The sequence below is a fragment of the Parasutterella secunda genome (genome assembly GCF_023336895.1).
Taxonomy (GTDB): domain Bacteria; phylum Pseudomonadota; class Gammaproteobacteria; order Burkholderiales; family Burkholderiaceae_F; genus Aphodousia; species Aphodousia faecalis.
Genome location: NZ_JAMBLT010000001.1, coordinates 1 through 26,911, shown reverse-complemented (window position 1 = coordinate 26,911; position 26,911 = coordinate 1). Strand labels below are relative to the sequence as shown.

The following is a 26,911-nucleotide window of genomic DNA, read 5'->3' as shown; positions in this document are numbered from 1 at the left end:
ATTTTAGCCGTAAAGCGTCAAAATCGTCGAAAAGATGCGTTGCAAAAGTTTTCAAAGCGTCTTTCTAACTTTGCATAATGGAGTCATTTTTCTTGACTTGGGCTTTAATTCCTTTCAGGATAGCATCGGCTACTTTTTGCTGGTAAGCCGCTGTTTTGAGCTTGCGCTCTTCTTGAGGATTGCTGATGAAAGCCGTTTCCACAAGAATGGAGGGAATACCAGGCGCTTTTAAGACTAAAAAACCAGCCTGTTCGACCTGTCTGCGATGCAATGTATTAATGCGGCTGAGATATTGCAAAACGCTATGACCGAGTTCAAGACTGTAGTTGATTTTCCACGAAGTGGTCATATCAACCAGAACGGACTGCAGACGTCTGTCAACTTCTTTAAAGTTGGCCCCACCGATTAAGTCAGCATCGTTTTGATTTTTAGCCAACCATCGTGCTGCAGAACTTGTCGCACCCCGTTCGGCCAATGCATAAACGGAAGATCCTTTGGCCGATGGCTTTGTCCAAGCATCAGCATGAATACTGACAAAAAGGTGTGCTTTAGCTTTTTGAGCAATCATCACTCGCTGACTTAAACTCACAAAGTGATCGGATGAGCGGGTCATCACGACCTTCATTCCCTTTTCTCGTTTGATCAGGCGCTCCAGTCGTTTTGCAATGGAAAGCGTAATGTGCTTTTCATACGTTTTACGCTTGCCGACTGCGCCAGGGTCTTCGCCACCGTGTCCGGCGTCAACCACAATGACGATATCCCTCTTTTTTGGGGCAACCGCTTTGGGCTGAGTTTGTTTTTTAGTTTCAGCCGCAGTTTTAGACTTTGATGTTGAAGCTTGAGCTTTATTTTTTTCGGCGTTTGTGTTTTTAGCCGTTTGAGCAGGCTTCTGAGGCTCTGTTTTTGTTTCTTTTGAGCTCTCGTTTTGTTTAGCTGACTGACGATTTTGAGCGATTAAATCACCCAAAGGATCTTTTTGTTGGCCTTTATTGTTAAGACCGGCAATAACACCAGCAATCGGATCCTCCGACTGAACCGGGTAAATATCGAAAATTAAGCGATATTTGTAATTGGCAACGGGCTTTAAAGAGAAAACTTCAGGTCTGACCTCGCTTTTGAGATCCATCACCAGGCGGACAACAGTCGGTGTAAATTGGCCGATTCGAACCGCTTGAATATAGGGATCTTTAGGCGAAACGTCGGAGATCATTTTCTGAAGTTTCGCAGTGAGTTTTAACCCTTCAATGTCTACCACCAGGCGGTAGGGCATGGGGGAGCGGACAAGAAAATACTTGAATTTAATCGGTTCATCGTGTTCAAGCGTGACACGCGTGTATTCCTCTGCCGGCCACATGCGGACATCAACCATCTGTGCGGCATGAGCAACCCGCACGGGAAGTAAGGTGAGCGCCAGTGTACCCGTTGTGGTACCGATCAGTGTTCTGCGTGAGATGTCCATGCTTCGTTTATTGCTTTCAGTACGTTTAATCCTAATTCTGTAGAGGCTGTCAAAAAGGCCTGCCTACCTTCGTCGTGAGGTTTTAAGCTGATCGTTAAATCGGCGTTAGGCAAGCAGTTTCCTGCTTTTTCGCTCCACTCACAAAAAGTGATATGGCCGGGAGCAAAGTTTTCGCGAAATCCTGCGTCCAAAAATTCTTCAGGACTTTCAAATCGATAAAAGTCAAAGTGGAAAACTTCAATTTCCGAATCGATTGGGTAAGTCTCGAGCAATGTGAAAGTTGGACTTTTGATTCGGCCGCTCACGCCTAAGGCGCGTAATGTGGCACGCGTCAGACTGGTTTTACCTGCGCCGAGATCACCCTCTAGACGAATATTGAGGCCTAATTGAGTAATCGCTTGACGGTTAGCCAATAGGCTTTGAGCAAGCAATAAACCCAGTCGATCAGTATCTTCAGGAGTAGGTAAAAACAACATTTCTGAAAAGGCAGTATCTACAGACTTAACAAGGAATTTATTGTAGCGTTAAGTGTTGTTTTTTGGAGAGAAAAGAGCGAAATTGGACGGAAATTTTCAAGTTGTTACGAAGAAAAATGAGAAAACAAACAAGTAATAATGAGAGCTGAAAAGGTGTGGGGGAGAAGATGGCGATGGTGGGAGCGCAGAGACTCGAACTCTGGACCGACGGATTAAGAGTCCGCTGCTCTACCAACTGAGCTACGCTCCCAATGCCAATCAAGGTTTCGTGGAGGTTTGGTGGGAGCGCAGAGACTCGAACTCTGGACCGACGGATTAAGAGTCCGCTGCTCTACCAACTGAGCTACGCTCCCAAACCTTCAACATTTTCGGATGGTGGTGGGTCGTGAGAGACTCGAACTCTCGACCAACGGATTAAAAGTCCGCTGCTCTACCGACTGAGCTAACGACCCGTTTGCTTTAACGAGCGGGACAAGCCCACTGGTAACGTGTCCAACCGAGTGCGAAATGATGCCGCATTTAAAAGCTTTTGTCAAATAATTTTTTGGGGAGGGCATTTTGCTGATGGTTTTACTTTATTTGATAAAGATCATTGTTTGATACAAATATTAGGGTAAACGATAATAAAAATAACCAATTAAAGTCTCGACAAATGATCTTTTATTGTGAATAATTCGTCTTGTACAGAAAACAAGTTGCCCGAATTTAAAGACAAAGACGCCGATTGATATATTTTTTAAATACTCCTGTAAAAATATATTAAATAGGTGTCGGTTCGATGAGCTAGGGTGCACGATAACCGTTTAAGGAAAGAAAATGGCTGAAAAGAAAACGTTACCGCGTGTCGAGCGTGTAGAGGGTGAAGAACGAAAGAAGGCACTGAGTGCAGCACTGGCTCAAATTGAAAAACAATTTGGCAAGGGTTCGATCATGCGCATGGGCGATAAAGGGATGAGCGAAGACATTGATGTGGTCTCCACCGGTTCGCTCGGTCTTGATCTCGCCTTGGGAGTCGGAGGTTTGCCTCGTGGCCGTATCATCGAAATTTATGGTCCGGAATCTTCAGGTAAGACCACATTGGCTTTGCATGTGGTGGCTCAAATGCAAAAAACCGGTGGAACCTGTGCTTATATTGACGCTGAACACGCTTTAGATATCCAATATGCACAACGCCTTGGTGTTAATCTCTCCGAGTTGCTGATCTCTCAACCAGATACCGGTGAGCAAGCGCTTGAGATTTGTGACGCCTTGGTTCGTTCCGGCTCGGTTGACATGGTCGTTATTGATTCGGTGGCCGCTTTAACGCCGCAGGCTGAAATTGAAGGGGAGATGGGCGAAGCGTTGCCGGGCTTGCAGGCTCGTCTGATGAGTCAGGCTCTCAGAAAACTGACTTCATCCATTAAACGGACCAATACGTTGGTTGTTTTCATTAACCAAATTCGTATGAAGATCGGTGTCAGTTACGGAAACCCGGAAACCACGACCGGTGGTAACGCTTTGAAGTTTTACAGCTCGGTGCGTTTGGATATCCGCCGTGTCGGTGCCATTAAAAAGGGTGATGAAGTCATCGGTTCCGATACAAAAGTGAAAGTGGTTAAAAATAAGGTGGCGCCTCCCTTTAAAACGGCTCAATTTGACATCCTTTATGGTGACGGCATTTCGCATGAAGGAGAGGTCATTGACATGGCTGTGGAATTGAATCTGATGCAAAAATCGGGTGCATGGTACAGCTATCAGGGCAATAAGATCGGTCAAGGCCGCGATAATGCCAGAGAGTTTTTGAAGAATAATCCTGAAGTACTGACGGAAATCGAAGATAAGATTCGTGAACTCAAAGGCGTTAAAACCTTGAAGAAGGCTGAAGTTGAAGACGCTGATGTTGAAATCTAATGAAGAGAATTCGACTGTTGCCCTAAAGCAAAGTAAACGCGAAAGCCCGAGCATAAAAACTCGGGCTATTCGGTACTTAGCTAGACGTGAGTACAGTCGTCAGGAATTGCGACAAAAGCTGCGGCCTTACTTACAAGAGTCGGAGAATGAGACAACGCTGGAGGCTTTGTTGGATGAGCTTGAACAACGCGGCTATTTGTCTGACGAGCGTTTTGCGCGTTCTAGGGTGAGACTTCGTTCGGCTCGGTATGGTAATGCTCGTTTGGCCTATGAATTAAAAGCCGACGGCGTGTCAGCCGGCATTATTGAAAAGACGCTGCAGGATTTAGGGCAAAGCGAATATGAAAGGGCGCAGGCTTTGTGGCAGAAGCGTTTTGGTGCGGCGCCGCAGGACTTCAAAGAACGGGGTAAACAGATGCGCTACCTTTTAGCGCGAGGGTTTTCAATGGATGTCGCCCGTCGAGTTATTCAATCGGACGATTTTGAGGATTATTTCGTGGAAGCCGAATAAGTTCGGCTTCCAATAAGTGTGTGCCCGGCATGGCACTTAATCTAACGGGTGAAAGTCCCGAGGGCGGTTGGTAGCGACAAGCCCATAGCTGACGGCAAGGGTGTCCATCGCGAGGTGGAATCTGAAAGAAGCCCGAGGCAAACCTTTGGTCCGACGAACAGAAACTTCGTTAGGCATTTGCAAGTGGATAAGGCTGCACTACAAGCTGAAGTCCCAAAGCTACCCAGAACTTGTGGTGTAAACGAAGCGGACACATGAAGGGAAAGATTAAGTCCTTACCCGGGGAGGGCTCTCAGACGTGCTCCCACATCGAACCGAGCGCGGAGCAAAACTTGCTGAGAGCAGTCAGCAGACGCCATAGTAGCCAGTGGATGGCACTGGTGAAGGGCCGAAATTAATAACGGAGGCACCTGAAGTAGCTTCTTGGACAATGAAGTGGAAAGGTCAAAAGATCGTTGCTGTGAAAGTATTGACGGAATCGAAAGGATAGCGGTAGTCAATGAGTCCAAGAAAAGACAACCAAGGATGAATGCCACCACGTAACAGAGTAGAACGGATGGTTACACTGGAAGCCATATAAAGTGCCAATCTCAACCAAGCCTGGAAGAGAGTGGTCGCCAACAAGGGAAGTGCAGGAGTCAACGGAATGGAGGTTGGAGACCTTCGAGCCCACTTATTCGAGCATGGCCCCGAACTGGTGCAGTCCATAAAAGCGGGGAAATACAAACCACAACCCGTACTACGAGTACTCATTCCGAAGGAGGAAAAAGGGAAATTCAGACCACTGGGCATCACGACAGCGATTGACCGATGGGTCCAACAAGCGGTGCAACAAAAGCTAAGCGAAGAGTACGAAAAGGTATTCTCCGAGAGCAGTCACGGCTTTAGACCGAATCGAAGCTGTCAAACAGCGGTTGAACAGTGTCTGAAACTAGCCAATGAAGGATATGTATGGGTCGTGGATTTGGACTTGGCGAAGTTTTTTGATACGGTCAATCACTCGAAGCTCCTGCAACTATTGTCAGAGAGAATCAAGGACGGCCGAGTTATCTCGCTGATTCACAAGTTTTTATGAGCCCCGGTATTGGAGGACGGTAAAAGCACCCCCAATACGATAGGGACCCCACAGGGAGGACCGATATCTCCAATCCTAGCCAACATCATGCTCAATGAGTTGGACAAGAAACTGGAAGAAAGAGGTCACCCGTTTGTTCGCTATGCGGACGATATGATGATCTTCTGCAAAAGCAGGAAGGCAGCAGAAAGGACGCTAGCGAATATCAAGCCTTTCATTGAAAAGAAACTTTTCCTGAAACTCAACGAGGAGAAAACGAAGATCCGTTACATTGGAAGTAGCGATGTGAAGTTTTTGGGATTTGGTTTTTACGCCGAAAAGGGTGGAAAAATCAAAGACAAACCGCATCAGAAATCCAAGGACAAATGTGTCAAACGGCTCAGAGAGATAACGAGCCGAAGCCGAGGGCAAAGCCTGGACGCCTTCAGAAAACAGCTTTCAGAGTTTGTGAGAGGCTGGGTGAATTACTTTTTGAGAAGTGATATGGCGATTTTTGTCCGAGACACGGACAAATGGTTGAGGCGTCGAATAAGGCAGATCTACTGGAAGCAGTGGAAAAAGATCAGTACGAAGCGCTGATGAGACTGGGGGTGTCACCCTCGCTAGCATGGCAACATGCGAACACTCGCAAGTCATACTGGCGTACTGCACACAGCTGGATACTGGCAACGACGTTTACCAATGGCTTTCTTCATCGAAAAGGATGGGTCTGTCTTGGGGATGTTTATAAGAAACGTACTCAAGGAAGTTATTAATAACCGCCCATTACGGAACCGTACGATGGGTGGTGTGGAAGGACGGTAGACAGAATAACTGCCTACCTCCTATCCGATTAGATGATATTTTGACGCTTTTGTGCTGATAGCAGTGTGTTATACATCAGCATAGCGATTGTCATGGGACCAACGCCGCCCGGCACGGGGGTAATCCATCCGGCAACTTCCTTAACGTGTTCGGTGTCCACGTCTCCGCAGAGCTTACCGTTTTCATCACGGTTTGTTCCCACGTCAATAACAACAGCCCCCGGTTTGACCATGTCAGCCGTAACATATTTCGCTTTGCCAATGGCGGCGACCAAGATATCGGCATCTTGGGTGTAATGTTTGAGGTTCGGCGTGTGGCTATGAGTCATTGTTACCGTCGCGTTTTCCTGAAGCATAAGCATAGCTAGCGGTTTTCCGACAATATTGGATCGTCCGAGAATGACAGCGTGCTTACCCTCAATTGGATAGTCAATGGCTTTGAGCAGTTCAATGATGCCGGCAGGTGTACAGGGTTTAAAGCCTCCGCCGGTCGTTACCAATTTGCCGGTGTTATAGATGTGAAAACCATCAACATCTTTATTGGGGTCAATGGTTTCTAAGATAAGGCCGGCATGCATATGCTCAGGCAGCGGCAATTGAACCAAAATGCCGTCAATGCAAGCGTCTTCATTGAGAGCGCGAATAACCTCCAATAATCTTTCATCAGAACAATCGCTCGGAAGACGATGCTCAATGGAGGTAATTCCGACTTCGTTGCAAGCCTTGACTTTATTGCGAACATAAACAGCACTGGCAGGATTTTCTCCAACCATCACAACTGCCAAAGCTGGTGCTCGGCGCAGTTTTGCAGCTGCTTGCTTTGTATGCGCTCTAATAGCCTGAGCAATGGCTTTTCCGTCAATGAGTTGAGCTGACATAACGATCAATGGCCTATATGAAAGAAAGTCCGCTTTTGAGGAAGCGGACTTTTGAGGTAATTTTCCGCAGATTAAATTTGCTTGTTGGCACTCATGACAACACGCATCAAATCGGCGACTGTTCCCGAATTGGTTTTATCCATAATTGAAGCACGGTGGGCTTCAACTGTTTTAATAGAAATACCCAAGTCATCGGCGATTTGTTTATTAAGCCGACCGGCAACGATGCGTTCAAGCACCTGTTGTTCACGCGGCGTGAGTTTGGAGAGCATCGCTTCATTGAGAGATTGACGCTCACTTTTAACACGCTGCTCACGAGCCTCAGACAAAAGTCGAGAAATCAAGGGTAATAAGATTTCAATCTTTACCGGCTTTTGCAAGAAATCGGCCGCTCCCTTTTTTAGGGCACTCACAGCCATCGGAACGTCACCGTGTCCAGTTAAAAAGACAATAGGAATAGTCGCTTTTCTTGCAATGAGGTGATCTTGGACTTCAGTGCCGGGCATTCCGGGCATACGTTGATCGAGTAAGAGCACAGCAATGGCGTTCGGATCATACTTGGCGATGAATGCTTCACCGCTGTCATAAGCTTCAACCCGATAGTCCTGTGATTCCAATAATCTGCGCAGTGAATCACGCACATCTGCATCGTCGTCTACAAGATAGACGGTTCCCAGAGGTTCTTTGCGGATATTGTCAAAATTGAATGCGGGAAAAGACATAATTTCAATGTAGGCAATAGGCCGTGAGTTTTGTTAACGAAAAAGCATTTTAAACTGTTTGTTTGTTTTCGGATGGAAGCGTTAATGTAAAAATTGTTCCTCTTCCGATATTGTCCGATATCGTTAGGCGACCATGGTGCAATTCAACGATGGTTCGGCAGATGTTTAAGCCCATTCCCATCCCCGTGGACTTGGTCGTAAAGAACGGATCAAACAGTTGAGCTTTATGTTCATCATCAATGCCAACGCCGTTATCGGCAACTTCAAAAATAATGTGGTGATCAATGCCGCTATAAACTGTCAGGGTGACTTCCGGTTTTTGTCCCTCGATCCCAACACTGGCTTCAATGCCATTTTTGATCAAATTCAAGAGAACCTGTTCGATCATAATTTCATCACACCAGACATTGGTGATGTCAGGGGCAACGTAGTACTGAACCTTCGCATTGTGTCTTCTGGCTTGAATAGAGGCCAATTCCATCACTTCCTTAATCAGATTCATGACAGGAATAGACTCCATTTTCGGTTCACTTCGTTTAGTAAATGAACGAATTCTTTGAATAATCGCCGCGGCTCTTTGGGCTTGTGCCTCAATACGCGAGATGGAATAAAACATTTCATGCTCTTCAGGCACGCCCGCCTTTTTCATTAAGCTCGAAACAATAAAGGCGTAATTAGAGATAGCTGTCAGAGGTTGATTTAGCTCGTGAGCAAGTGAGCTTGCCATTTCACCCATTGTCACCAGTCGCGAATTCAATTCCGAGCGCGCTTGTTGTTCAACAAGCAGGTTTTCATTTTTACGTCTTTCTGTGATGTCAGACAAAATCTGCAACCTAACAGCCGTACGGTCTGTCCATGTGATGGTGCGCTCGTGCAAATCAAACCAGCGGTCAAGATCTTCGAGGTAAATATCGGAAGATATATCCGAAGCCTCTTTAACTTTCTTTTCACCCATTTGATTAATGAGTTCCATGTGTGCTTGAAGATGACCTTGACTGGTTTCTCCGAAGAGAGAATCGTAGACAGTATTGGAAAAAAGCAACACGTTGCTTTGGGGGTCAACCACGCTGATAGCATCCTGCATAGACTCGAGAACGCGAGTGAATCGTTCATGCGCTGCAGTGACTCTTTCCTGCGCCTGACGAATTTCGGAAATATCGGTCAGTGTCCACAGCCATCCTAAATGGGTACCTTCAACGGTAATCATGGGAGAGATGTGGATAAACGCACTGAAAGTGGAACCATCGGGTCTCAGAGGATGAAATTCATAACTGGTTGTTGTCATTTGCCCGCGTTTAATCGTGTCAAATAACTCCATTAAACGAAAGCCTGCATCGCCTTTAGGCCAGTAAGAATAGGGAGGTAACTGCCCGATTAGATGCTCATTGGCGCTCAAACCCAGTAAATCGGTAAACGTGCGGTTTGTGTAAACAATACGACCGTTTCTGTCGGTTACCTGCAGACCGGACAATTGACTGTCAGCGATGGTTTTTCTAAGCGCAGATTCTGCGCGTAGTGCGGTTTCTGTGCTGTTTTGTCTCCAATTGAAGCGGATCAATCCCAAGAGAGCGACGACCAAAAAAATTCCCAGTGCGCTGATCACCCAGAAAAGAGTGTTCTGGGTCAATAGACCTTGAGCATAACTTGAAACTTGTAACTCAAAGCCTGCCGGAAGCGGGGAAAGGTGCATTTTGTAAGTGATCGTTTGTCTGCGCGAGTCTGTACTGGCGGCAACAATCGGTTCACTGTTGTAGAGCAGGCTAATGCGAAAAGAAGCATCCCGCCGGCTCTGGGTTGCCTGACGCAAAAGTGACCAAATGGACAAACGAGAGATTTGCAGATAGCGCTCACCCCCTACGATGCTTGGAGACACCAGATCAATAAATGGCGATCCTTCAATGGGCAACGAGTAGGGTTCTGAAAATGACGAAGATCCGGTTCGTCTGGAACGAAGAATGGCGCCCATGGTGCTGGGCCTTTGATAGCGCTCCCCGGTTCGTAACGTAATGTCGCCGAAAGGATGCGGTGAAGCAAAAGAAGCAACAACGCGATTGTTTCCATCGAGGTAATTAATTTCGAGAATTTCGGCTCGCTGCTGCATCAGCTCCCTAGTTTGCTGCTCTAATCTGGATAGATTGTCTCGGAAGCTTAGATTTTGAGGCAGTGCGTTGTGTAACTGACCGAGACGGTCTAAATCGGAATTTAGACGAATGGAAAAAGATTCAGCCCACAGTTCTGTTGTTTGGTGTAACTGAGACAGTTGTGATTTTTGGTCTTCTGATTGAATAACGCGGCCGATGAAAATCATTCCGATAATCACGCAAATGAGCATGATCCACGTCATGATGACGCCGAACATACTCTGTCCTCGAAATGTCTTGTCGCCTAGACTTTTGAAAGTCTCGACGGCAAAAATAGGGGTCGCTCTTTCCACAGTATTCAAAACAAAAAAAAGTTCTAACACCGAATGATAGCCGTCATTTAAAATCTGTGTTGTTGAAATATTGATTCACAAGAGGTCGTTATGGATCAGCAGGAACTTAAAAAAGCCGTCGGACAGGCTGCCTTGCAATATGTAAAACCCGGCGAAATTCTGGGGGTTGGAACGGGATCGACCGTAGATTGTTTTATTGACGCGCTCAAAGAAAGCGGTATCTCGGTGCCTGCTTGCGTCTCCAGCAGTGTGCGCTCAACCAATAAACTTCAGGCCTATGGTTTTAAGGTCCTTGATCTCAATGAGGTGGAAAAAATTAGTGTTTATGTCGACGGAGCCGATGAAATTGATCCGCATTTTGCCATGATCAAGGGAGGCGGTGGAGCGCTGACCAGGGAGAAGATTGTCGCCATGGTATCGGAGCGCTTTGTCTGCATTGCCGATGAATCGAAAAAGGTTGATGTTTTGGGCAAGTTTCCGCTGCCGATTGAAGTGATTCCGATGGCTGTCAATGCGGTTGCCAGAGAGATTGAAAAATTGGGCGGTCGTCCAGTGCTCCGAGATTTCACAACGGATAACGGAAACAAAATCCTCGATGTTCACGGATGGGCGATTGACGATCCGGTTCACTGGGAAGAAAAACTCAATCAAATTGTCGGTGTTGTGACGGTAGGCTTATTTGCTAAACGAGGCGCCGATGTTTTGCTTTTAGGAACAAAAGACGGCGTTAAGACCTTGACACCCTAATAATTCGGGCACCGTTTGGTGCCCGAAGAACGTTATTTCGGAGGCGTGTAGTTGGGAACAGCTTCAACACCGTCGCCGAATAAGTATTTTTGCATCTGAGTCAGAAGATGCTTTCTTGCCTCAGGGTCGGCCAGGTTGAGTTGGTATTCGTTTACCATCATGGTTTGCAGACGAATCCACTCATTCCAAGCCTCTTTGGAAATGTTTTCATAAACCTTCTGACCGAGAGGACCGGGCAGCGGTGCGAAGTCTAAGCCTTCGGCTTCTTTGTTAAGTTTGAGACAGTGGACCATACGAGTCATACTGAATGTCTCCCCAAAAGTTAAATAAAACTGTCGTTTATTGTAAGAATTCGCTTTGAATTTGTCTTGCTTTAGGTGAGAAAAGAATCTTAAGGAAGAAAGAGTGAGTGGAAATAGTTTACGAGATCAATTGAGCGGTTTGATGCAGGCGCGAAAGCAACAAGCTCAAGCCCAGGCGCTTGAGGCAGAAAAAAAGAAAGCAGCACGTATAACAAAAGAAAAAAATAAAAGTACCGAGAAAAAAGAAGCCGATGAAAATTCTGCATCAAATAAGGCAAACGCCAAAGCCGGGGTACATGCTCGTCTGACGCCTGCGCCGGGTCTTCCTGTCTCTCAAAGAGCTAAAGAGATTATTGAAGCCATTAAGAAAAATCGGGTACTGATCCTTTGTGGTGAAACGGGATCCGGGAAAACCACTCAGTTGCCAAAACTTTGTGTGTTAGCCGGTCGTGGAAGAAAGGGAAAAATTGCACATACGCAGCCTCGGCGTATCGCGGCTTCCTCTATTGCCAAACGTTTGGCCGAAGAAACCGGTACCGATCTGGGGCAATGGGTGGGTTTTAAGATTCGTTTTACAGATCGTACGGATCCAGGCGCTAAAGTTAAACTCATGACTGATGGCATTTTGCTTGCCGAAACTCAGGGAGATCCTCTTTTAAAAGCTTACGATACGATCATTATTGATGAGGCGCATGAACGAAGTATCAATATTGACTTTTTGCTCGGCTATCTGAAAGGTTTATTAAAAAAACGACCCGATCTTAAAGTGATCGTCACGTCAGCTACGATTGACAGTGAGCGTTTTGCCAAGCATTTCTCGGACGAAAAAGGTCAGCCGGCACCTGTTTTGACGGTTTCCGGTCGTACCTATCCGGTCGAAATCCGTTATCGCGCGCCGGAAGATGAAGACGAAACGGATGATAAAAGTTTGATGAATGCGATTTCGGATGCGTGCGATGAATTGACGCGAGAAGGTCCCGGAGACATTTTGGTATTTTTGCCGGGTGAACGCGAAATTCGAGAGGCTGCCGAAACATTGACTCGCACGCAACCGCCAACGACGGAAATTCTTCCGCTTTATGCGAGACTGTCAGCCGCAGAGCAAGAAAAAGTTTTTAAAACCAGTGAAAAGCGTCGCATAGTTCTTTCGACCAATGTAGCAGAAACCTCCATTACTGTCCCTGGCATTCACTATGTGGTTGATACGGGATTGGCCCGAGTTAAACGCTATTCCTATCGCAACAAAGTCGATCAGTTGCTGGTTGAACCGGTCAGTCAAGCATCAGCCAATCAGCGTTCCGGCCGTTGTGGCCGCGTGGCCAACGGGATTTGTATACGTTTGTATAGTGAAGAAGATTTCGCGCGTCGTCCTGCCTTTACAGATTCGGAAATCATGCGAACGAATCTGGCGGCGGCTATTTTACGAATGAAGGCCTTGAGATTAGGTGACGTGCGTGCGTTTCCCTTTGTGCAAGCTCCGCCCAATCGGGCTATCGTCGATGGAATTTCACTGCTGAAAGAATTAAATGCTTTAGACGAGCGTGAGCGTTTAACGGATATCGGACGAGCATTGGCCAAGCTTCCCGTTGACCCTAAAGTTGCTCGAATGCTTTTGGCTGCAAAAGAAAATGGATCACTGGCTGAAGTGCTCATCATTGCGAGCGCTCTCTCCGTACAAGATCCTCGAGAACGTCCGTTGGATCGGCAGGAAGCCGCCGACAATGTTCATCGCTCAATGGCTGATGACAAAAGCGATTTTTCAACATTTGTGAAATTATGGCGCTACGTACAAAATGCCATGGATCATAAGGAGAGCAATCGCAAACTTACCGAAGAGTTCCGGCGCAAATTTTTAAGCCCTAGACGTCTGAGAGAATGGCGTGACGTTTACCGACAACTTAAGGAATTAACCGCTGAATTAGGTTGGCAGCTTAACGATAAAGAGGCAACCTATGAACAAGTTCACACGGCGTTGCTGTCCGGATTATTAGGGAATTTAGGGTACAAAATTCCGGATGCCGAGCCTAAAGCAGCGCCTTTTTTGGGAGCTCGGGGTATTAAGTTCTATATCTGGCCCGGTTCACCCAGGGTAAAGAAATGCGGCCGTTGGATAATGGCTGCGGAATTAGTGGAAACGTCAAGACTTTTTGCTCGAACCGTTGCCGATGTAGATCCACAGTGGATAGAAAAAGTTGGCGCCCATCTGATAAAGAAAAGCTACTCAGAGCCGCACTGGGAGAAAAAAGCCGGAGCGGTTATGGCGATGGAAAAAGGAACCGTTTACGGGCTGACCGTTTATGGTCAAAGAAAAGTCACCTACACCGATAAGGATCCTGCGCTTTGCCGAGAGCTTTTTATCCGAGAGGCCTTGGTAAATGGAGAATTTGAAACACAAGCGCCGTTTTTCAAACATAACCAGCAGCTTGTCCGTGAAATTCGAAATCTAGAACATAAAGCCAGACGTTTGGATGTTTTGGTTGATGATGAACTCATTGTTCAATTCTATGATTCACACATTCCTGCAGAAGTCGTCAGCGCTGTTACTTTTGAACAGTGGAGACGCAAGGCGGAAAAAGACAATCCTCGATTGCTTTATTTGTCCCGTGATGAGCTGATGCGTCATGAAGCAAGCGGCATTACAACGGAGTATTTTCCGAAGGCAATGGATATGAAGGGAGTATCCATGGCGCTGACGTATCACTTTGAACCTGGCAGCCCGAGAGATGGGGTGACACTTGCTGTTCCTCTTTATGCGCTTAATTTGGTCGATGAGGTTAAAACGCAGTGGCTTGTGCCGGGAATGCTTAAAGAGAAAGTTCAGCTTTTGTTAAAGAGTTTGCCGCAGCGCTATCGACGTCATTGTGTGCCTTTAGCCGAATATGCCAAAGGCTTTGCTCAAAGAGCGGCCGATGTTCTCGGCACTAAACCTTTATTGCAAGTTCTTTGTGATGATATTGAGTCGCAGTGCGCTATTCGTCCGAGACAAGAGGACTTTAAACTTGAGCAGTTGCCCGCACATTTAACGATGAATTTTAAAGTCCTCGATGAGTACGGCAGACAAATTGAAATGGGGAGAAATTTAGCTATTCTGAAATCCGAATTAGGAGGACAAGCTCAAAAATCCTTCCAACAGGTGGCGGCTCAAGACAGTGAAGTTTCTCATGAATGTGATCAGGAAATCACTCAATGGGACTTTGGTGAGTTGCCTGACATCATGGAAATCAAACGAAAGGGACAGTCTCTTATTGGGCATCCGGCATTGGTGGATCATGACAGTTACTGTTCACTGGAAGTTTTTGATAATCCTGATGAAGCCGCGCGTCAACATCAAAAAGGCTTGTTGCGCCTTTTCAAATTACAGCTTCGGGAACAAATCCGTTATTTGGAAAAAAGTTTAAAGCCATTGCAATCGGTTCAAATGCAAGCGGCGATGCTTGAACCCATGGCGGACGTTTTTGATAGTTTCGAGGCGATGCGGGAGGCCGTTATTGATGCTTCTTTGAATCAGTGCGCAATGACCGAACCTTTACCGGTTAATGCCGAGCAATTTGAGTCAAGACGTCAAGAGGCAAAAGGAAAGTTAAATTTAATTGCCCAAGATATTTCAAGACTTCTGAGCCAAATTATTTCCGATACGGCTTTAGTTATTAAGAAATTAAAGTCTTGCTCTGACAAGTGGGTGTTAGAGGATATCGAGCACCAATTAAAGAGTCTGTTTTTTAAGGATTTTTTGCTTAAAATTGGCTACCTGCATTTGTCGCATTATCCGCGCTACCTTCAAGCTATTCTGGTACGTCTGGAGAAAAGACGTGATGAGCCTGAAAAAGATGCTCAAAAAATGCGTGATATTTCTCGCTTTGTCACGATGTATGAAAGAGAATTGGCTTCGCGAAAAGGGGTTGCGGATAATCGATTAGAAGAATTCAGATGGATGATCGAAGAGCTTAGGGTGTCGTTATTTGCGCAGAAGTTAAGGACGCCGATGCCCGTCAGTGTTAAACGGCTCGATAAGGTGTGGTCTTCCATTAAGTACTAACAGGAAAACAAAGTTATGGAATCAATGCCGATTCGTCCAGCATTTTGGAACATTCCGTTTTGGGCCGAGATTGGTGTATATGTCGTTGGGCTTGTTGCGGTGATCGCCTGCATCATCGGCATTTGCCAATGTGTACGCCTTTGGCGCGCTGGGCGTCCCCTGAACCTTCCCGAGCATAAGAAAGATCGGTGGATGGGAGTTTGGCGTGATGCCTTCATGCATCGGCGTTTATTGAAAACGCCAAGCGGCTTAATTCACTTCTTTATCTTTTGGGGATTCGTTTTTCTCTTTTTTGGTACTGCGACCGCGGTTCTCGATTGGGATATCGCTCATTATTTGTTCGATGCGCGCTTACTGAAGGGTAACCTGTATCTTGCCTACAAATTTATTTTGGACTTAGCAGGTCTTCTGACATTAATTGGTTTGGCTGTCGCAGCATGGAGACGTTTTGCGGTTAAAGGGAAAAAATTAGAGCGCTCTTGGCGCTTTGCTTGGATTTTGACCTCGTTGGCCATTATTGTGTTGACCGGATTTGTTGTTGAAGGACTGCGTTTGGCGGCTCAACAACCCGAATGGGCTATTTACTCTCCGGTCGGGTATGCCTTTTCATTAGTTTTCCTCAAAATGTTCACGCCTGATCAGCTTCAGGGGGCACACTTTACCTGGTGGTTGGTCCATGGGGCTGGGGCTTTGATTTTTGTTGCGCTCATTCCGTTCACCTTTTTTGGCCATATGTTTAAAGCGCCGACCAATATTTATTGGCGAAAACTTGCTCCGAAAGGACAACTGGCAAAGATTGAAGATATTGAGGAACAGGAATCTTTCGGTATTTCCAACTTTGATCAATTTAGTTGGAAGCAACGCTTGGATTTTGATGCTTGCACTGAGTGCGGCCGTTGCTCGGAAGTTTGTCCGGCCTTGCGTGCAGGAGCTCCTTTGGATCCGAAAGCTTTGGTTTTATCCTTAAAGAAGCGTTTGCATCACCCCAATGACAAGGAACTTGTCGGAGACATTGTCAGCAAAGAAGCACTTTGGAGTTGCACAACGTGCGGGGCATGTATGCAAGCCTGTCCGGCACGATTGGATTTACCCTCAACCATTGTCGATATGCGCAGACACTTGGCGCTTGAGATGGGGGAATTTCCTGCCGGTTTAGCCAAAGCACTACAAAATACTCAAAGTGTCGGAAATCCTTGGGGAATGGATCCGGCTTCGCGTTTGGATTGGGCAAAAGGGTTGGATGTTCCAATTGCAACTGAAGGCAAGCCCGTTGATTATCTCTATTGGGTCGGATGCTCAGCCTCTTATGACCGTCGTGCACAAAAAATTGCGCGAGCTATGGTTAAGATTTTGCATGCTGCCGGCGTTTCTTTTGCTGTTATGCAAGAGGAACGTTGTCATGGTGACTTCGCCAGACGAAGCGGGGAAGAATACACATTCCAGCTGGCGGCTCAGGAAAATATTGAGAATTTGCGTAAGTACCAATTCAAACATATCTTGGCCCACTGTCCGCATTGCTTCAATACATTAAAGAACGAGTATCCGCAGTTTGAAGGCGGACAATTTGATGTGGTAAGTCACACCCAGCTCATTTTGGGTTTGATTGAGTCTGGGCGTATTAAGCCGCAACTTAAGCAAGCCGAAAAGGTCGTTTTCCATGATCCGTGTTACATGGCCAGGTATAACAACAGTGTGGGAACACCCAGAAAAATTTTGGATGCTGTGGGCGGCATCACCCGTGTTGAGAATCTGCAACGAGGAAAAACGGCAATGTGCTGTGGCGCCGGCGGCGGGCAAATGTGGATGGAAAGTTCAACGAAAAAAATTAACTTTATTCGTTTAACGGACTTGCGTCGTTCAGCTTCAACAGTGGCCGTTGGCTGTCCGCATTGTTTGACGATGTTTGAAAGTGCCATGAGCGAGGATAAAGTACTCTCTGGGATGGATATTGAAGAGCTGTCTGAAATTGTCGCTAAAGGTTTAGACAATGTTCAGAGTTGACGATCGGTTTCGGCAATTTCTAACCTACGCAGCTATTGGGGTACTCAACACAGGGATCCATTGGGGAGCCTTTGGCTGCTTTTACGAGTTCGGTTCCTTGTCTCAGAGCTTATCCAATTTGTTGGGATTTTTGATTGCAGTAACGTTCTCCTACGTCATGAACGCAAAATTTACTTTTCAGAAGCAAAGAAATTTTGCCGGCTACATCAAGATGACTATCATTATGGCCGGTATCTCTTGGGGTATCGGTTGGTGCGCAGATCAAAGCAATTGGTATCCTCTTATCACCCTAGTTCTTTCATCTGCGACCAGTCTAGCGTTGGGTTTTGTTTTAACGAAAGTGTTCGTTTTTCGTTAAGCGGTTTCTGAGTCCGCTTTTTTATTGCGAAATGACCCCTTGACCATCTCAAATTTAAAGAACCGGCATTCCAAGGGACCATTGAAGATCACAATTTTTCTTGATTCTGACAATCTCATTTGGGAAGGCAACTTTCTGTCGCTTGTCAGCATCCAAGCTGTCCAGCCTGAGAAAGATTTTTTGAGATTATCGGCAACATTTTTCATCATGGATGCAACTGTTGCACTCTTCGGATTGGACTGTTCACCGTATGGGGGATTGGTGACGATGAACCCTTTGTCAGAGAAAGCGCTAACTTGTCGGGCATCGCCTTGTGTCAACACTAAGCGGCCATCATCTAAAAGAGCCTGTAAACCCGCTCGCTGAGCGTTGGCTTGGGCTTTTGATACGACAATGGAAGAGATATCGCTGCCACGAATTTGCACAGGGGCATGAAGATTAATCTCTGCCTTTGCGTCCTCTTTCATTTCTTGCCACTCTTGCAAATCAAAAATGTTCAGTTTTTCGAAGGCAAAGGAACGATTTAGGCCCGGAGCCATATTGCAGGCAATTTGTGCTGCTTCGATAGCAATGGTGCCTGAGCCGCAGAAGGGATCCAACAGGGGTTGATCCGGTGTCCAACCGGAAAGCGCCAAAAGGCCTGCGGCCATGTTTTCTTTAAGGGGCGCCTCACCTTTTTCAACGCGCCAGCCCCGTTTAAACAAAGGCTCTCCGGATAAATTTAAATAGAACGTGCAGTAACGCTCATTGATAAAGGCATGGATACGAACATCAGGATTGTTTTTTTCAATACTGGGTCGTTTTCCGCAGCCTTCTCGGAACCGATCACAAATGCCGTCTTTAATGCGTAAGGTGGTGAAATCCAGACTTTCAAGCGGTGAACGATGCGCTGTAATGTCTACACGAATTTTGGCATCAACATCGAAGAAACGTTCCCAGGGTAAAACGTGGGCCATGTCGTAGATATCGTGGCTGTCGTAGTACTGTCTGGTAGCAATACGAAGCAATATTCGGCTGGCATAGCGGCTTCTCAAGCATGCGTTCATCGCCAAGGATAGAGGTCCCTCGAAAAGAACGCCGCCGGCATTGACTTTGATATTTTGTGCGCCCAATGATTGAAGTTCCTGAGCCAAGATCGGCTCAAGAGTACGCGGGCAAACCGCAAAAAAGTGATAGGCAGCCATAACGATTATTTCCTATTAGCAGCGTGGGCAAGAAATACACACAGTGTTTTTAATTCCGACCACACATCATCTTTATTTTGAACAGTAAGCCCCTTGGCCAAACGGTCTAAATCCGCGCAACGGGCAAGCATATTGGCAATTTTGGCTGGCGTTGAGCGTCTGGCGAGTTGACCGGCTAACGCGCGGACAGAGGGCATAACGGGAGCTTGTCGATCCACGGTGAGGGCAAGCGTGTCTCTGAGGAAGCTGCTCACTCGCATTAAAACAAAAGGCATGGGTTCGTCTTCGGATTGCATGCCATTGACAGTTCGAGTCGTGCGAGCGACATCGGCTTGAGCGATAGCTTCCAGAAGGTCTTCAATGCTATACCGAGACACATTCATCACACAGTCTTCGACTTCGCGCAACGTGAGCTCCTTTCCCGGATACAGCAAATCCAGTTTCATGAGCTCTTGTTTGGCAGCCATCAGATTCCCTTCGGTTTGCTCGGCAAAAAAATTCAAGGCCTGCTCCTGCATGCTTTGACCTTGTTTGCGTAAACGTTCTTTAATCCAGGCTGGGTACTGTGCTCGGGAAACCGGTTGACAGGAGATGACATGGCCACTCGCGGCAAGATTTTTAAACCAGGTTGTTTTTTGTGTTGAATAGTCGGTTTGTGTTAAGTGAATAACGGTAACGGTGGAATCAATTTGCGGGACTAATTCGGTAAATTGAGCCAATACTTTAGCGCCTTTAACACCAGGACCTGAAGATAAAAATCTTAATTCAATAATTTTTTTATCATCAAAAAGCGATACAGAACTCACCGCATCCAGAAGCGGTGACCAGTCGCTCACTGAACTCATGGCCAGAACAACGCGCTCAGAATAACCCAATTCTTTTGCTGTGAAGCGCAACGCATCGCCTGCTTCCATCGCCAAAAGGGGCTCTTCTCCAACGATAATCCAAAGGGGAGAGAGTTGCCCTTGAGCGCGTTCTCGATCAAGGATTCTCCCCAGTTCTTCGCTTTTAATATTCATGCGGGATGGGTTCGACGGTTGTGAGACGACTGAGCAACTGAGAAATCAGATCCTGTTGCATTTCGTTGTAGAGAACATTTTCTTCAGACGCACGAGACAGGTACTCGTCATCGTTGTAGTACATGGTGCGTGAAGCGGTAAATGTTGTCGGCGGGAAAAATTCTTCACCGTCGGGAGTTGCCAGTCGGAAAGTCATATTCAGGGTCAATTGGTAGTCGCGATCCTCACCCTGCATATTGACGGAAATCACTTCACGGTGACGGCCGGAAGAGAGCAATTCCAAAATAGCATCAGCCCTATTGGCTTGAGAGACGATTGTCACATTGGTTGAGGCCGCAATCATTCGCCTGATATCTGCAGCGACTTTGTCATTGACCGGCATGTTGACGTAGAGCGTCTGAAAGGGCAAAGTCACTTGTCCGCGGAGATGAAAACCGCAACCGCTTGCCAACAGTGTGCAAGCCAGAGCAGAAAAAAGAAATGAACGTCGGGCCAAAGCCATAATTGAATTCCCAAAAGTATGTCCAGTAGGCAATAGGCTCATTATAGGCAAAAAGTCCCGAAGCTTGGTTGGCTTCGGGACTCGTTGCAGGAGGTGACTCAGATTGATTATGCCGCGACGATATTGACGAGTTTCTTCGGCACGATAATGATCTTGCGGATCACTTTGCCTTCAGTGAATTTCTTCACATTCTCGTTTTCAAGGGCGGCTTTTTCAATGCTTTCTTTATCGGCCTGTGCGGACACCGTCACTGAGCCGCGCAATTTACCGTTGACCTGTACAACCAAAGTCATGTCATCGGCTACCAACGCTTTTTCATCCACTTCTGGCCAGGGGGCGTCAAGGATAGATCCCATGGCGGACTCAAAGCCCAGGTCTTGCCAAAGCTGCGTTGTAATATGAGGCGCAATCGGATAAAGGGTGCGAATCAAGATACTGGCGCATTCCTTGAATACGGACGCGGTGGCGGCATCTTGACATGATTTCACGCCTTCGAGCGAATTGAGCATCTTCATCGTCGCAGAGACAACGGTGTTGTACTGCATGCGGTCAATGTCGGCCGTTGCCTGCTTGAGCGACTGATAAATGTCACGACGCAAATTCTTCAGTTCGGCCGTAAGGGCAGAGACTTCAACAGCACCCGCCTTTTCAATCGCTTCCTTATTCTTGAAGCACCAGTTCCAAAGTCTGCGCAGGAAGCGGAACGTCCCTTCCGCACCGGAATTGCTCCAAGCGGCCGATTGATCGGGAGGTCCTGCAAACATCACGAAGCTGCGGGCCGTGTCGGCACCGAACTTGTCAATGATGGTCTTTGGTTCAACCACATTGTTTTTTGACTTACTCATCTTTTCGACGCCGCCCATGGTGACAGGCAGACCATCGTCCTTAGCAATAGCTTTAACCGGACGGGCTTTTTCATCGTAGAAGATCTCAATTTCATCCGGGTAGTACCAACGCTTCTTACCATCGGGCATTTCGCGGTAATAGCATTCGGCAGTCAACATCCCTTGAGTGAAAAGCCGTGTAAACGGTTCGTCAAACTTCACGAGTCCCAAGTCACGCATGACCTTGGTCCAGAAGCGTGCATAGAGCAAATGCAATACGGCGTGTTCAATACCGCCGATGTATTGATCCACCGGAGCCCAGTAATCATTGCGTTCATCAACCATTGCTGTGTCGCAATCGTGTGAGCAGTAGCGCATGAAGTACCACGAAGAATCAACGAACGTGTCCATTGTGTCGGTTTCACGGGTTGCGTCACCGCCGCACTTCGGGCACTTGCACTTTAGGAACGATTCACACTTATTTAACGGATTGCCGGAACCGTCAGGCACCAAGTCAGTGGGCAGAACCACTGGGAGGTCTTTTTCCGGAACCGGAACAGGGCCGCAATGCGGGCAATTGATGATAGGAATCGGTGTACCCCAATAGCGTTGGCGACTGATACCCCAGTCACGAATACGGAATTGGGTTTGTTTTTCACCCAAGCCCTTGGCTTGAAGAGCATCAGCGATTTTGTCAATGCCTTGGTGAACGGTCAGGCCATCAAACTCGCCGGAGTTAACCAGCTCAGTGGCATCACTCTTATCGGCGTACCATTCTTCCCAAGCGTCCGTACTGTAAGTCTTGCCGGGCATGCCGACAACCTGCTTAATCGGCAAGTTGTATTTCTTAGCAAAAGCAAAATCACGTTCATCATGAGCCGGAACGCCCATAACGGCGCCTTCGCCGTAGCTCATTAACACATAATTGCCGACCCAAACCGGAACGTCTGCACCGGTGAGCGGATGTTTGACGCAAAAGCCTGTCGGAACGCCTTCTTTTTCACGGGTGGCCAAATCAGCTTCACTGACGCCGCCCTTGGCGCATTCCTGAATAAAGGCTTCAACCTGAGGATTGTCTTGAGCCAGACGCTTGGCCAAGGGGTGTTCAGCGGCGATAGCAACAAATGTCACCCCCATTAAAGTGTCCGCACGAGTGGTGAAAACCTGCAGTTTTTCGTCTTTACCGTCAATCGTGTAGGGGAAAGCAAGCTTCACACCAACCGATTTGCCGATCCAGTGTTCCTGCATGCTGCGGACTTGTTCTGGCCAACCTTTGAGCGTGTCAAGGTCTTTTAGGAGTTCGTCAGCGTACTGAGTGATACCGAGGTAATAGCCGGGAATTTCACGTTTTTCAACAACAGCACCGGAGCGCCAACCGCGACCATCGACAACCTGTTCGTTGGCCAAGACGGTCTTATCAACCGGGTCCCAGTTAACGATTTGGGTCTTTCGGTAGCAGATGCCCTTTTCCAACATTTTCAGGAACATCCACTGGTTCCAGCGATAGTACTCAGGCGTACATGTGGCTACTTCACGACTCCAGTCAAATGCAAGACCCAACGGTTGCATTTGGTTTTTCATTTCTGCAATGTTGTCAAAAGTCCACTTGGCCGGAGCAATGCCATGGTTAATGGCGGCGTTTTCTGCCGGTAAACCGAAGGCATCCCATCCCATCGGGGTCATCACGTTGTAGCCCTTCATACGAAGGTAGCGATACATCACGTCGTTTAATGTGTAGTTGCGGACGTGACCCATGTGCAACTTACCGCTCGGGTAAGGCAACATGGACAAAACATAGAACTTGGGTTTTTCTTTGCCGTTCTTGTCTTTAGCATGTTCGTGAGCATGGTAGACATCAGCTTTTTTCCAAGCTGCCTGCACCTCTGCTTCAACAGTTTGCGGAGAGTAGGTTTCACGCATAGTGCTATCCAATCACAGTTAATTAAGCGAATTTGAAAAGTATAACGGTTTTGTTCGGTCTTTTAGAGAGTTTGCGGTAAGCGAAATACCCTATGCAGTATTTTGAAAAAAGCTCCCGAGAACTTTCGGGAGCTTTGATGCGCTTATTGCTCGTCTTTGTTGTCTTGATATTCTTCAATATGAATCAGCGTGTTGGCAATAATGGCCGTTAAACCGCCGGTGGTGATGCCTGAGGCAAAAATATTGCGAAGCGTCTCAGGGAATTGGGAAAGAATTTCCGGAACAAGTTCAACACTTAACCCAAACGAGAAACTTAAGGCAATGACCAAAATGGCTTTACGGTCAATGCGTTGGCTGGCAATGATTCGCATGCCTGCGGCGGCAACCGTACCGAACATAAGCAATGTCGCTCCACCTAAGACCGGGTCAGGCATTAAAGAAAACACTAAACCGATGGCAGGAAAGAGTCCCAATAAAATCAAAAAGCCGGCAATGAAGTAGCCGACATAACGGCTGGCTACGCCGGTCAATTGGATCATGCCGTTGTTTTGAGCAAAGATGGAATTGGGGAAAGAATTGAGCATACCGGCCAACATGGAATTAAAACCATCGGCGAGAATGCCGCCTTGCGCGCGTTTCATGAATTGATCGCCACGGAAAGGCTGACCGGAAATCATGGAGTTTGCGGTGACATCCCCGTAGGCCTCAATGGCTGTGATGAGGTAAACAAGACCGAGACCGATAATGGCGCCCCAGTCAAATGACACACCGTATTTAAACGGGATGGGAACATTGAAGCCGCTGTAGCTTTTGACAGAAGAAAAGTCCACCATTCCGCAGAACCAGGAGACAACGTAGCCGATCGCTAAACCGATGACAATTGAACTCATCCGAAGATAACGGTTGGAACTGCGATTAAAGAAAATGATGGAAAAAAGAACCAAAGCGGCGATGCCTAGATTTTGAAAATTGCCGAAAGTGCCGGCCGCCTTGGCAGCGTAGCCGCCACCGCAAGCAATGATGCCGACTTTAATTAAGCTCATGCCAATTAAGGTCACCACAATGCCAGAAACAAGCGGAGTGATCACGCGGCGTGTGTATTTCAGAATTCGGCTAACAAACATTTCCACGGTGGACGCAACAATAGTGGCGCCGAAAATCGCCGAAAGTCCTCCGGTGAGACCCGCGGAGATGATGGGACCGATAAAGGAAAAACTGGTTCCCTGAATACACAACAAGCCGCAACCGATGGGGCCTACGGTGCGGCATTGAATAAACGTGGCAATACCGGAAACCATCAAAGACATGGAAACCAGATAGCCCGTCGTTTCAAGATCCAATTGCAAAGCTCCTGCAATGATCAGGGGAGGCGTTACGATGGCCACAAAGATGGCCAGCATATGCTGCAGTGCTGCAAAAAGGGTCTCTTTTAAGGGAGGACGGTCTTCCAGTCCGTAAATTAACTCAGAAGATTTAGAGTTGTAAGAGTGCTCTTCGAGATTTAATTCGGCCACGTTTTTTCCTTTAGCGAAGTGTGATCTTGTTGTTGTCTAAGCTATCGATAATAGCAAGGGATTCAACATGAATACCCATCTTACGAAGTTCGTTGCCACCGGCTTGAAAGCCTTTTTCAATTAAAAAGCCCATGCCGACGAGTTCTGCACCGGCTTGATTGACGAGGTCCATAATGCCCTTGGCGGCATTGCCATTGGCTAAGAAGTCATCAATGAACAAAACCTTATCACCGGGGCAGAGATAATCTTTACTGACGCAAACGTCATAAGTACGGTTTTTGGTGAAGGAAAATACCTTTGTTGCAAGCATATTGTCCATCGTGCTCGGAACTTTCTTTTTCGCAAAGACAACGGGTAATTCGAGCAAGTAACCCACCATGATGGCAGGTGCAATGCCGCTTGCTTCAATGGTTAGAATTTTGTTGATCTTGGTGCTGGCGAAGCGGCGGACGAATTCGACAGCCATGGATTTCATCAAAATGGGATCCATTTGATGGTTGATGAAGTTATCGACTTTAAGGATGCCACCGTCAAGACATTTTCCGTCTCGAAGAATGCGCTCTTTGAGTGCTTTCATAGTATTTTCGGCGCCCGACGATATCCTGTTGGATCCGGTACGCCGTCTCCTTTCAGTAAAGAATTTCAGTGAGTACCTGCCAGTCCAACAAAATAGCTCTGAAAATAGATAGGTAGAACCTAATCCAAAGGCTATCTTGTTGAGAACAAAGAAGAGATGGCGCAATTATACGGCTCGGAGAATATTTCGCTTCTTTAGCCACTTTCGTTTAGAAGAAATCACTGCATTAGTGCTAAAGTTTCTCATAACTTTTTTTATTCAAACGACTAACGATATTAATTATTGTGATGTAGCGTTTGATCCCTTCTTTAGGAGAAATAACAATGGCAGTACTGCTAGCAGACCGTTTGTTGCCTGACGTGGCTCAGTGGGCAGATGAATTAACAGCAATTCGTCACGATCTTCATAGTCATCCCGAGTACGGTTTTAATACCGAGCGCACAGTTGGTGTCATTTGTGATCACCTTCGTCAATGGGGTGTCACGGATATCAATACCGATTTTGTCAAGGGAGCAGTTATTGCTGTTATTGAGGGTAATCGCCCGGGACACACGATCGGTGTTCGTGCCGATATGGATTGTCTGCCGATGAACGATCGTTGCGGCAAGGATTGGGTCAGTCAAAATGAAGGCTATGCGCACGCTTGCGGACATGACGGCCACACAACTTGGCTTTTGGGCGTGGCTCGTTATTTAGCTTCCCATCGTGACTTCCCGGGTAAAGTCGTTTTGGTGTTCCAACCTGCAGAAGAGATTAGCCAGGGTGCGCGTACCCTCATTGAAGCTGGCTTACTGGAAAAGTATGGTATTGAAGAAATTTATGGTGGCCATACAGAACCGATGTTGCCCAAGGGAACGATCGGTTTCAAACCAGGTCCTTTGCAGGCTGCCTCAGACAGTCTCTACATCACGGTGAAGGGGAAGGGAACTCATGGTGGCCGTCCTCATTTAGGCGTGGACCCCATTCCGGTAGCAGCCCAAATCGTAACGGCTTTGCAAACGATTGTTTCCCGTAAGGTCAATCCGATTGATACGGCGGTTCTTTCCATCTGCTCGATCAATGCCGGTCGTTTTGAAGCCATGAATGTTGTACCTGCAGAATGTACGTTAAGCGGCACCATTCGCACGTTCTTGCCGCAAACACGTGTTCAGATCGAAGAGGTCGTCAAGACCATGGTGCCGTCCATTGCCGCAGCCAACGGTTGTGAAGTGGAGTTGAAGTACGTCCATGAATGCGGTTCTGTCATCAATAGCCCGGCTCAGACAGAGGCGGCACTGAAGGTGACCGGTGAACTTTTGGGGGAAGATCACGTTAAAGTGATTGATCCTTTCATGAGTTCTGAAGACTTCAGCGAGTATCTGCAAAGAGTGCCCGGCTGCATTATTCGCGTTGGTATTAAGGATGATGAGCATACCGTCAGTCTCCACAATCCAAACTTTGACTTCAATGACGAGGTTTTGCCGGTTGCTGTCAGCGTTGTAGCCAATATGGCAATTAAACGTCTGGAGGCATTGGCCAAATAAACGCTGTTTCAGTGTTGATTAACTGAAAAAATGCTCTCAGCTTCTTCGATGAAGCTGAGAGCCGATTGGTAATTCAATATAGTCAGCTAGAGTTTGTAGTAGGTTCCGTATTCAATTTGCCGCCAGCCGAAAATACCCAGCAATGAAGAAAAGGCT

At 47.0% G+C, this 26,911-nt stretch carries 21 protein-coding genes, 3 tRNA genes and 1 pseudogene; 9 read left to right on the top strand and 16 right to left on the bottom strand.

Annotated features, from left to right (window positions below; translation table 11 throughout):
- Positions 1 to 64: 64 nt before the first annotated feature.
- The 5 genes from M3080_RS00120 to M3080_RS00100 form a co-directional block, all read right to left on the bottom strand.
- Complete coding sequence (locus M3080_RS00120; protein WP_249091369.1) at positions 65 to 1,459, bottom strand: N-acetylmuramoyl-L-alanine amidase; 1,395 nt, start codon at positions 1,457 to 1,459, stop codon at positions 65 to 67.
- On the bottom strand, positions 1,435 to 1,935 hold the full coding sequence (tsaE, locus tag M3080_RS00115; RefSeq protein WP_022473588.1) for a tRNA (adenosine(37)-N6)-threonylcarbamoyltransferase complex ATPase subunit type 1 TsaE: 501 nt from the start codon (positions 1,933 to 1,935) through the stop codon (positions 1,435 to 1,437). The genes M3080_RS00120 and tsaE overlap by 25 nt, the downstream gene beginning before the upstream one ends.
- 174 nt (positions 1,936 to 2,109) lie before the next feature.
- Positions 2,110 to 2,185: transfer RNA gene (locus M3080_RS00110), tRNA-Lys, on the bottom strand.
- Positions 2,186 to 2,212: 27 nt separating this feature from the next.
- Positions 2,213 to 2,288: transfer RNA gene (locus tag M3080_RS00105), tRNA-Lys, on the bottom strand.
- Between the two features lie 23 nt (positions 2,289 to 2,311).
- A tRNA-Lys gene (locus M3080_RS00100) sits at positions 2,312 to 2,387 on the bottom strand.
- 364 nt (positions 2,388 to 2,751) lie between these two features.
- Between M3080_RS00100 and recA the strand changes: the two genes are divergently transcribed.
- Positions 2,752 to 3,825 carry a recombinase RecA gene (gene recA, locus M3080_RS00095; protein ID WP_022473587.1) on the top strand — a complete coding sequence of 358 codons (1,074 nt, stop codon included), beginning with the start codon at positions 2,752 to 2,754 and terminating at the stop codon, positions 3,823 to 3,825.
- Complete coding sequence (gene recX / locus M3080_RS00090; RefSeq protein WP_249091367.1) at positions 3,812 to 4,336, top strand: recombination regulator RecX; 525 nt, start codon at positions 3,812 to 3,814, stop codon at positions 4,334 to 4,336. Before recA ends, recX begins: the two co-directional genes overlap by 14 nt.
- A 444-nt stretch (positions 4,337 to 4,780) precedes the next feature.
- Here recX and M3080_RS09240 read toward each other — a convergent pair whose 3' ends face one another.
- Positions 4,781 to 4,912 (bottom strand): hypothetical protein, encoded by a 132-nt coding sequence (locus tag M3080_RS09240; protein ID WP_283162495.1) that lies wholly within the window; start codon positions 4,910 to 4,912, stop codon positions 4,781 to 4,783.
- Positions 4,913 to 4,982: 70 nt separating this feature from the next.
- On the opposite strand from M3080_RS09240, the pseudogene M3080_RS00085 reads away from it, so the two are divergent.
- Together M3080_RS00085 and M3080_RS00080 are read left to right on the top strand one after the other, a co-directional pair.
- A pseudogene (locus M3080_RS00085) lies at positions 4,983 to 5,657 on the top strand (reverse transcriptase domain-containing protein); the annotation flags it as partial.
- 39 nt (positions 5,658 to 5,696) lie between these two features.
- On the top strand, positions 5,697 to 5,990 hold the full coding sequence (locus M3080_RS00080; RefSeq protein WP_249091763.1) for a group II intron maturase-specific domain-containing protein: 294 nt from the start codon (positions 5,697 to 5,699) through the stop codon (positions 5,988 to 5,990).
- A 253-nt stretch (positions 5,991 to 6,243) separates the two neighbouring features.
- Here M3080_RS00080 and folD read toward each other — a convergent pair whose 3' ends face one another.
- From folD to M3080_RS00065, 3 genes are all read right to left on the bottom strand, one after another.
- Complete coding sequence (gene folD / locus M3080_RS00075; RefSeq protein ID WP_249091366.1) at positions 6,244 to 7,092, bottom strand: bifunctional methylenetetrahydrofolate dehydrogenase/methenyltetrahydrofolate cyclohydrolase FolD; 849 nt, start codon at positions 7,090 to 7,092, stop codon at positions 6,244 to 6,246.
- A 71-nt stretch (positions 7,093 to 7,163) separates the two neighbouring features.
- The gene (locus M3080_RS00070; RefSeq protein WP_022473583.1) at positions 7,164 to 7,814 is read right to left on the bottom strand and encodes a response regulator transcription factor; all 651 of its coding nucleotides are present in this window, start codon (positions 7,812 to 7,814) and stop codon (positions 7,164 to 7,166) included.
- Between the two features lie 49 nt (positions 7,815 to 7,863).
- On the bottom strand, positions 7,864 to 10,173 hold the full coding sequence (locus M3080_RS00065) for an ATP-binding protein (RefSeq protein ID WP_249091365.1): 2,310 nt from the start codon (positions 10,171 to 10,173) through the stop codon (positions 7,864 to 7,866).
- A gap of 165 nt (positions 10,174 to 10,338) precedes the next feature.
- On the opposite strand from M3080_RS00065, the gene rpiA reads away from it, so the two are divergent.
- Positions 10,339 to 10,995 (top strand): ribose-5-phosphate isomerase RpiA, encoded by a 657-nt coding sequence (rpiA, locus tag M3080_RS00060; RefSeq protein ID WP_022473581.1) that lies wholly within the window; start codon positions 10,339 to 10,341, stop codon positions 10,993 to 10,995.
- Positions 10,996 to 11,027: 32 nt separating this feature from the next.
- Here rpiA and M3080_RS00055 read toward each other — a convergent pair whose 3' ends face one another.
- A complete protein-coding gene (locus tag M3080_RS00055) occupies positions 11,028 to 11,297 on the bottom strand; it encodes an oxidative damage protection protein (protein ID WP_249091364.1) in 270 nt (89 codons plus the stop codon).
- Between the two features lie 103 nt (positions 11,298 to 11,400).
- Between M3080_RS00055 and hrpA the strand changes: the two genes are divergently transcribed.
- From hrpA to M3080_RS00040, 3 genes are read left to right on the top strand one after another with little or no spacing between them, the layout of a single operon-like run.
- Entirely contained in the window at positions 11,401 to 15,333 is a 3,933-nt protein-coding gene (gene hrpA / locus M3080_RS00050) for an ATP-dependent RNA helicase HrpA (protein WP_249091363.1), read from the top strand.
- A gap of 24 nt (positions 15,334 to 15,357) precedes the next feature.
- Positions 15,358 to 17,334 carry a heterodisulfide reductase-related iron-sulfur binding cluster gene (locus M3080_RS00045; RefSeq protein WP_249091362.1) on the top strand — a complete coding sequence of 659 codons (1,977 nt, stop codon included), beginning with the start codon at positions 15,358 to 15,360 and terminating at the stop codon, positions 17,332 to 17,334.
- The gene (locus tag M3080_RS00040; protein ID WP_249091361.1) at positions 17,321 to 17,692 is read left to right on the top strand and encodes a GtrA family protein; all 372 of its coding nucleotides are present in this window, start codon (positions 17,321 to 17,323) and stop codon (positions 17,690 to 17,692) included. The genes M3080_RS00045 and M3080_RS00040 overlap by 14 nt, the downstream gene beginning before the upstream one ends.
- Here M3080_RS00040 and M3080_RS00035 read toward each other — a convergent pair.
- The 6 genes from M3080_RS00035 to xpt all read right to left on the bottom strand — a co-directional run bounded on the left by M3080_RS00035 (position 17,689) and on the right by xpt (position 25,232).
- Complete coding sequence (locus M3080_RS00035) at positions 17,689 to 18,876, bottom strand: THUMP domain-containing class I SAM-dependent RNA methyltransferase (protein ID WP_249091359.1); 1,188 nt, start codon at positions 18,874 to 18,876, stop codon at positions 17,689 to 17,691. The two genes, M3080_RS00040 and M3080_RS00035, sit on opposite strands and share 4 nt — an antisense overlap.
- A 5-nt stretch (positions 18,877 to 18,881) precedes the next feature.
- Positions 18,882 to 19,895: a DNA polymerase III subunit delta gene (gene holA / locus M3080_RS00030; RefSeq protein WP_249091357.1), complete on the bottom strand. Its 1,014-nt coding sequence runs from the start codon at positions 19,893 to 19,895 to the stop codon at positions 18,882 to 18,884.
- Positions 19,885 to 20,397 carry an LPS-assembly lipoprotein LptE gene (locus tag M3080_RS00025; RefSeq protein ID WP_022473574.1) on the bottom strand — a complete coding sequence of 171 codons (513 nt, stop codon included), beginning with the start codon at positions 20,395 to 20,397 and terminating at the stop codon, positions 19,885 to 19,887. The genes holA and M3080_RS00025 overlap by 11 nt, the downstream gene beginning before the upstream one ends.
- Before the next feature lie 107 nt (positions 20,398 to 20,504).
- A complete protein-coding gene (leuS, locus tag M3080_RS00020; protein ID WP_249091355.1) occupies positions 20,505 to 23,141 on the bottom strand; it encodes a leucine--tRNA ligase in 2,637 nt (878 codons plus the stop codon).
- Positions 23,142 to 23,284: 143 nt separating this feature from the next.
- Complete coding sequence (locus tag M3080_RS00015) at positions 23,285 to 24,655, bottom strand: uracil-xanthine permease family protein (protein WP_249091354.1); 1,371 nt, start codon at positions 24,653 to 24,655, stop codon at positions 23,285 to 23,287.
- Between the two features lie 10 nt (positions 24,656 to 24,665).
- Positions 24,666 to 25,232 (bottom strand): xanthine phosphoribosyltransferase, encoded by a 567-nt coding sequence (gene xpt / locus M3080_RS00010; RefSeq protein WP_022473571.1) that lies wholly within the window; start codon positions 25,230 to 25,232, stop codon positions 24,666 to 24,668.
- 323 nt (positions 25,233 to 25,555) lie between these two features.
- Between xpt and M3080_RS00005 the strand changes: the two genes are divergently transcribed.
- Positions 25,556 to 26,755 (top strand): M20 metallopeptidase family protein, encoded by a 1,200-nt coding sequence (locus M3080_RS00005; protein ID WP_022473570.1) that lies wholly within the window; start codon positions 25,556 to 25,558, stop codon positions 26,753 to 26,755.
- Positions 26,756 to 26,911 lie beyond the last annotated feature (156 nt).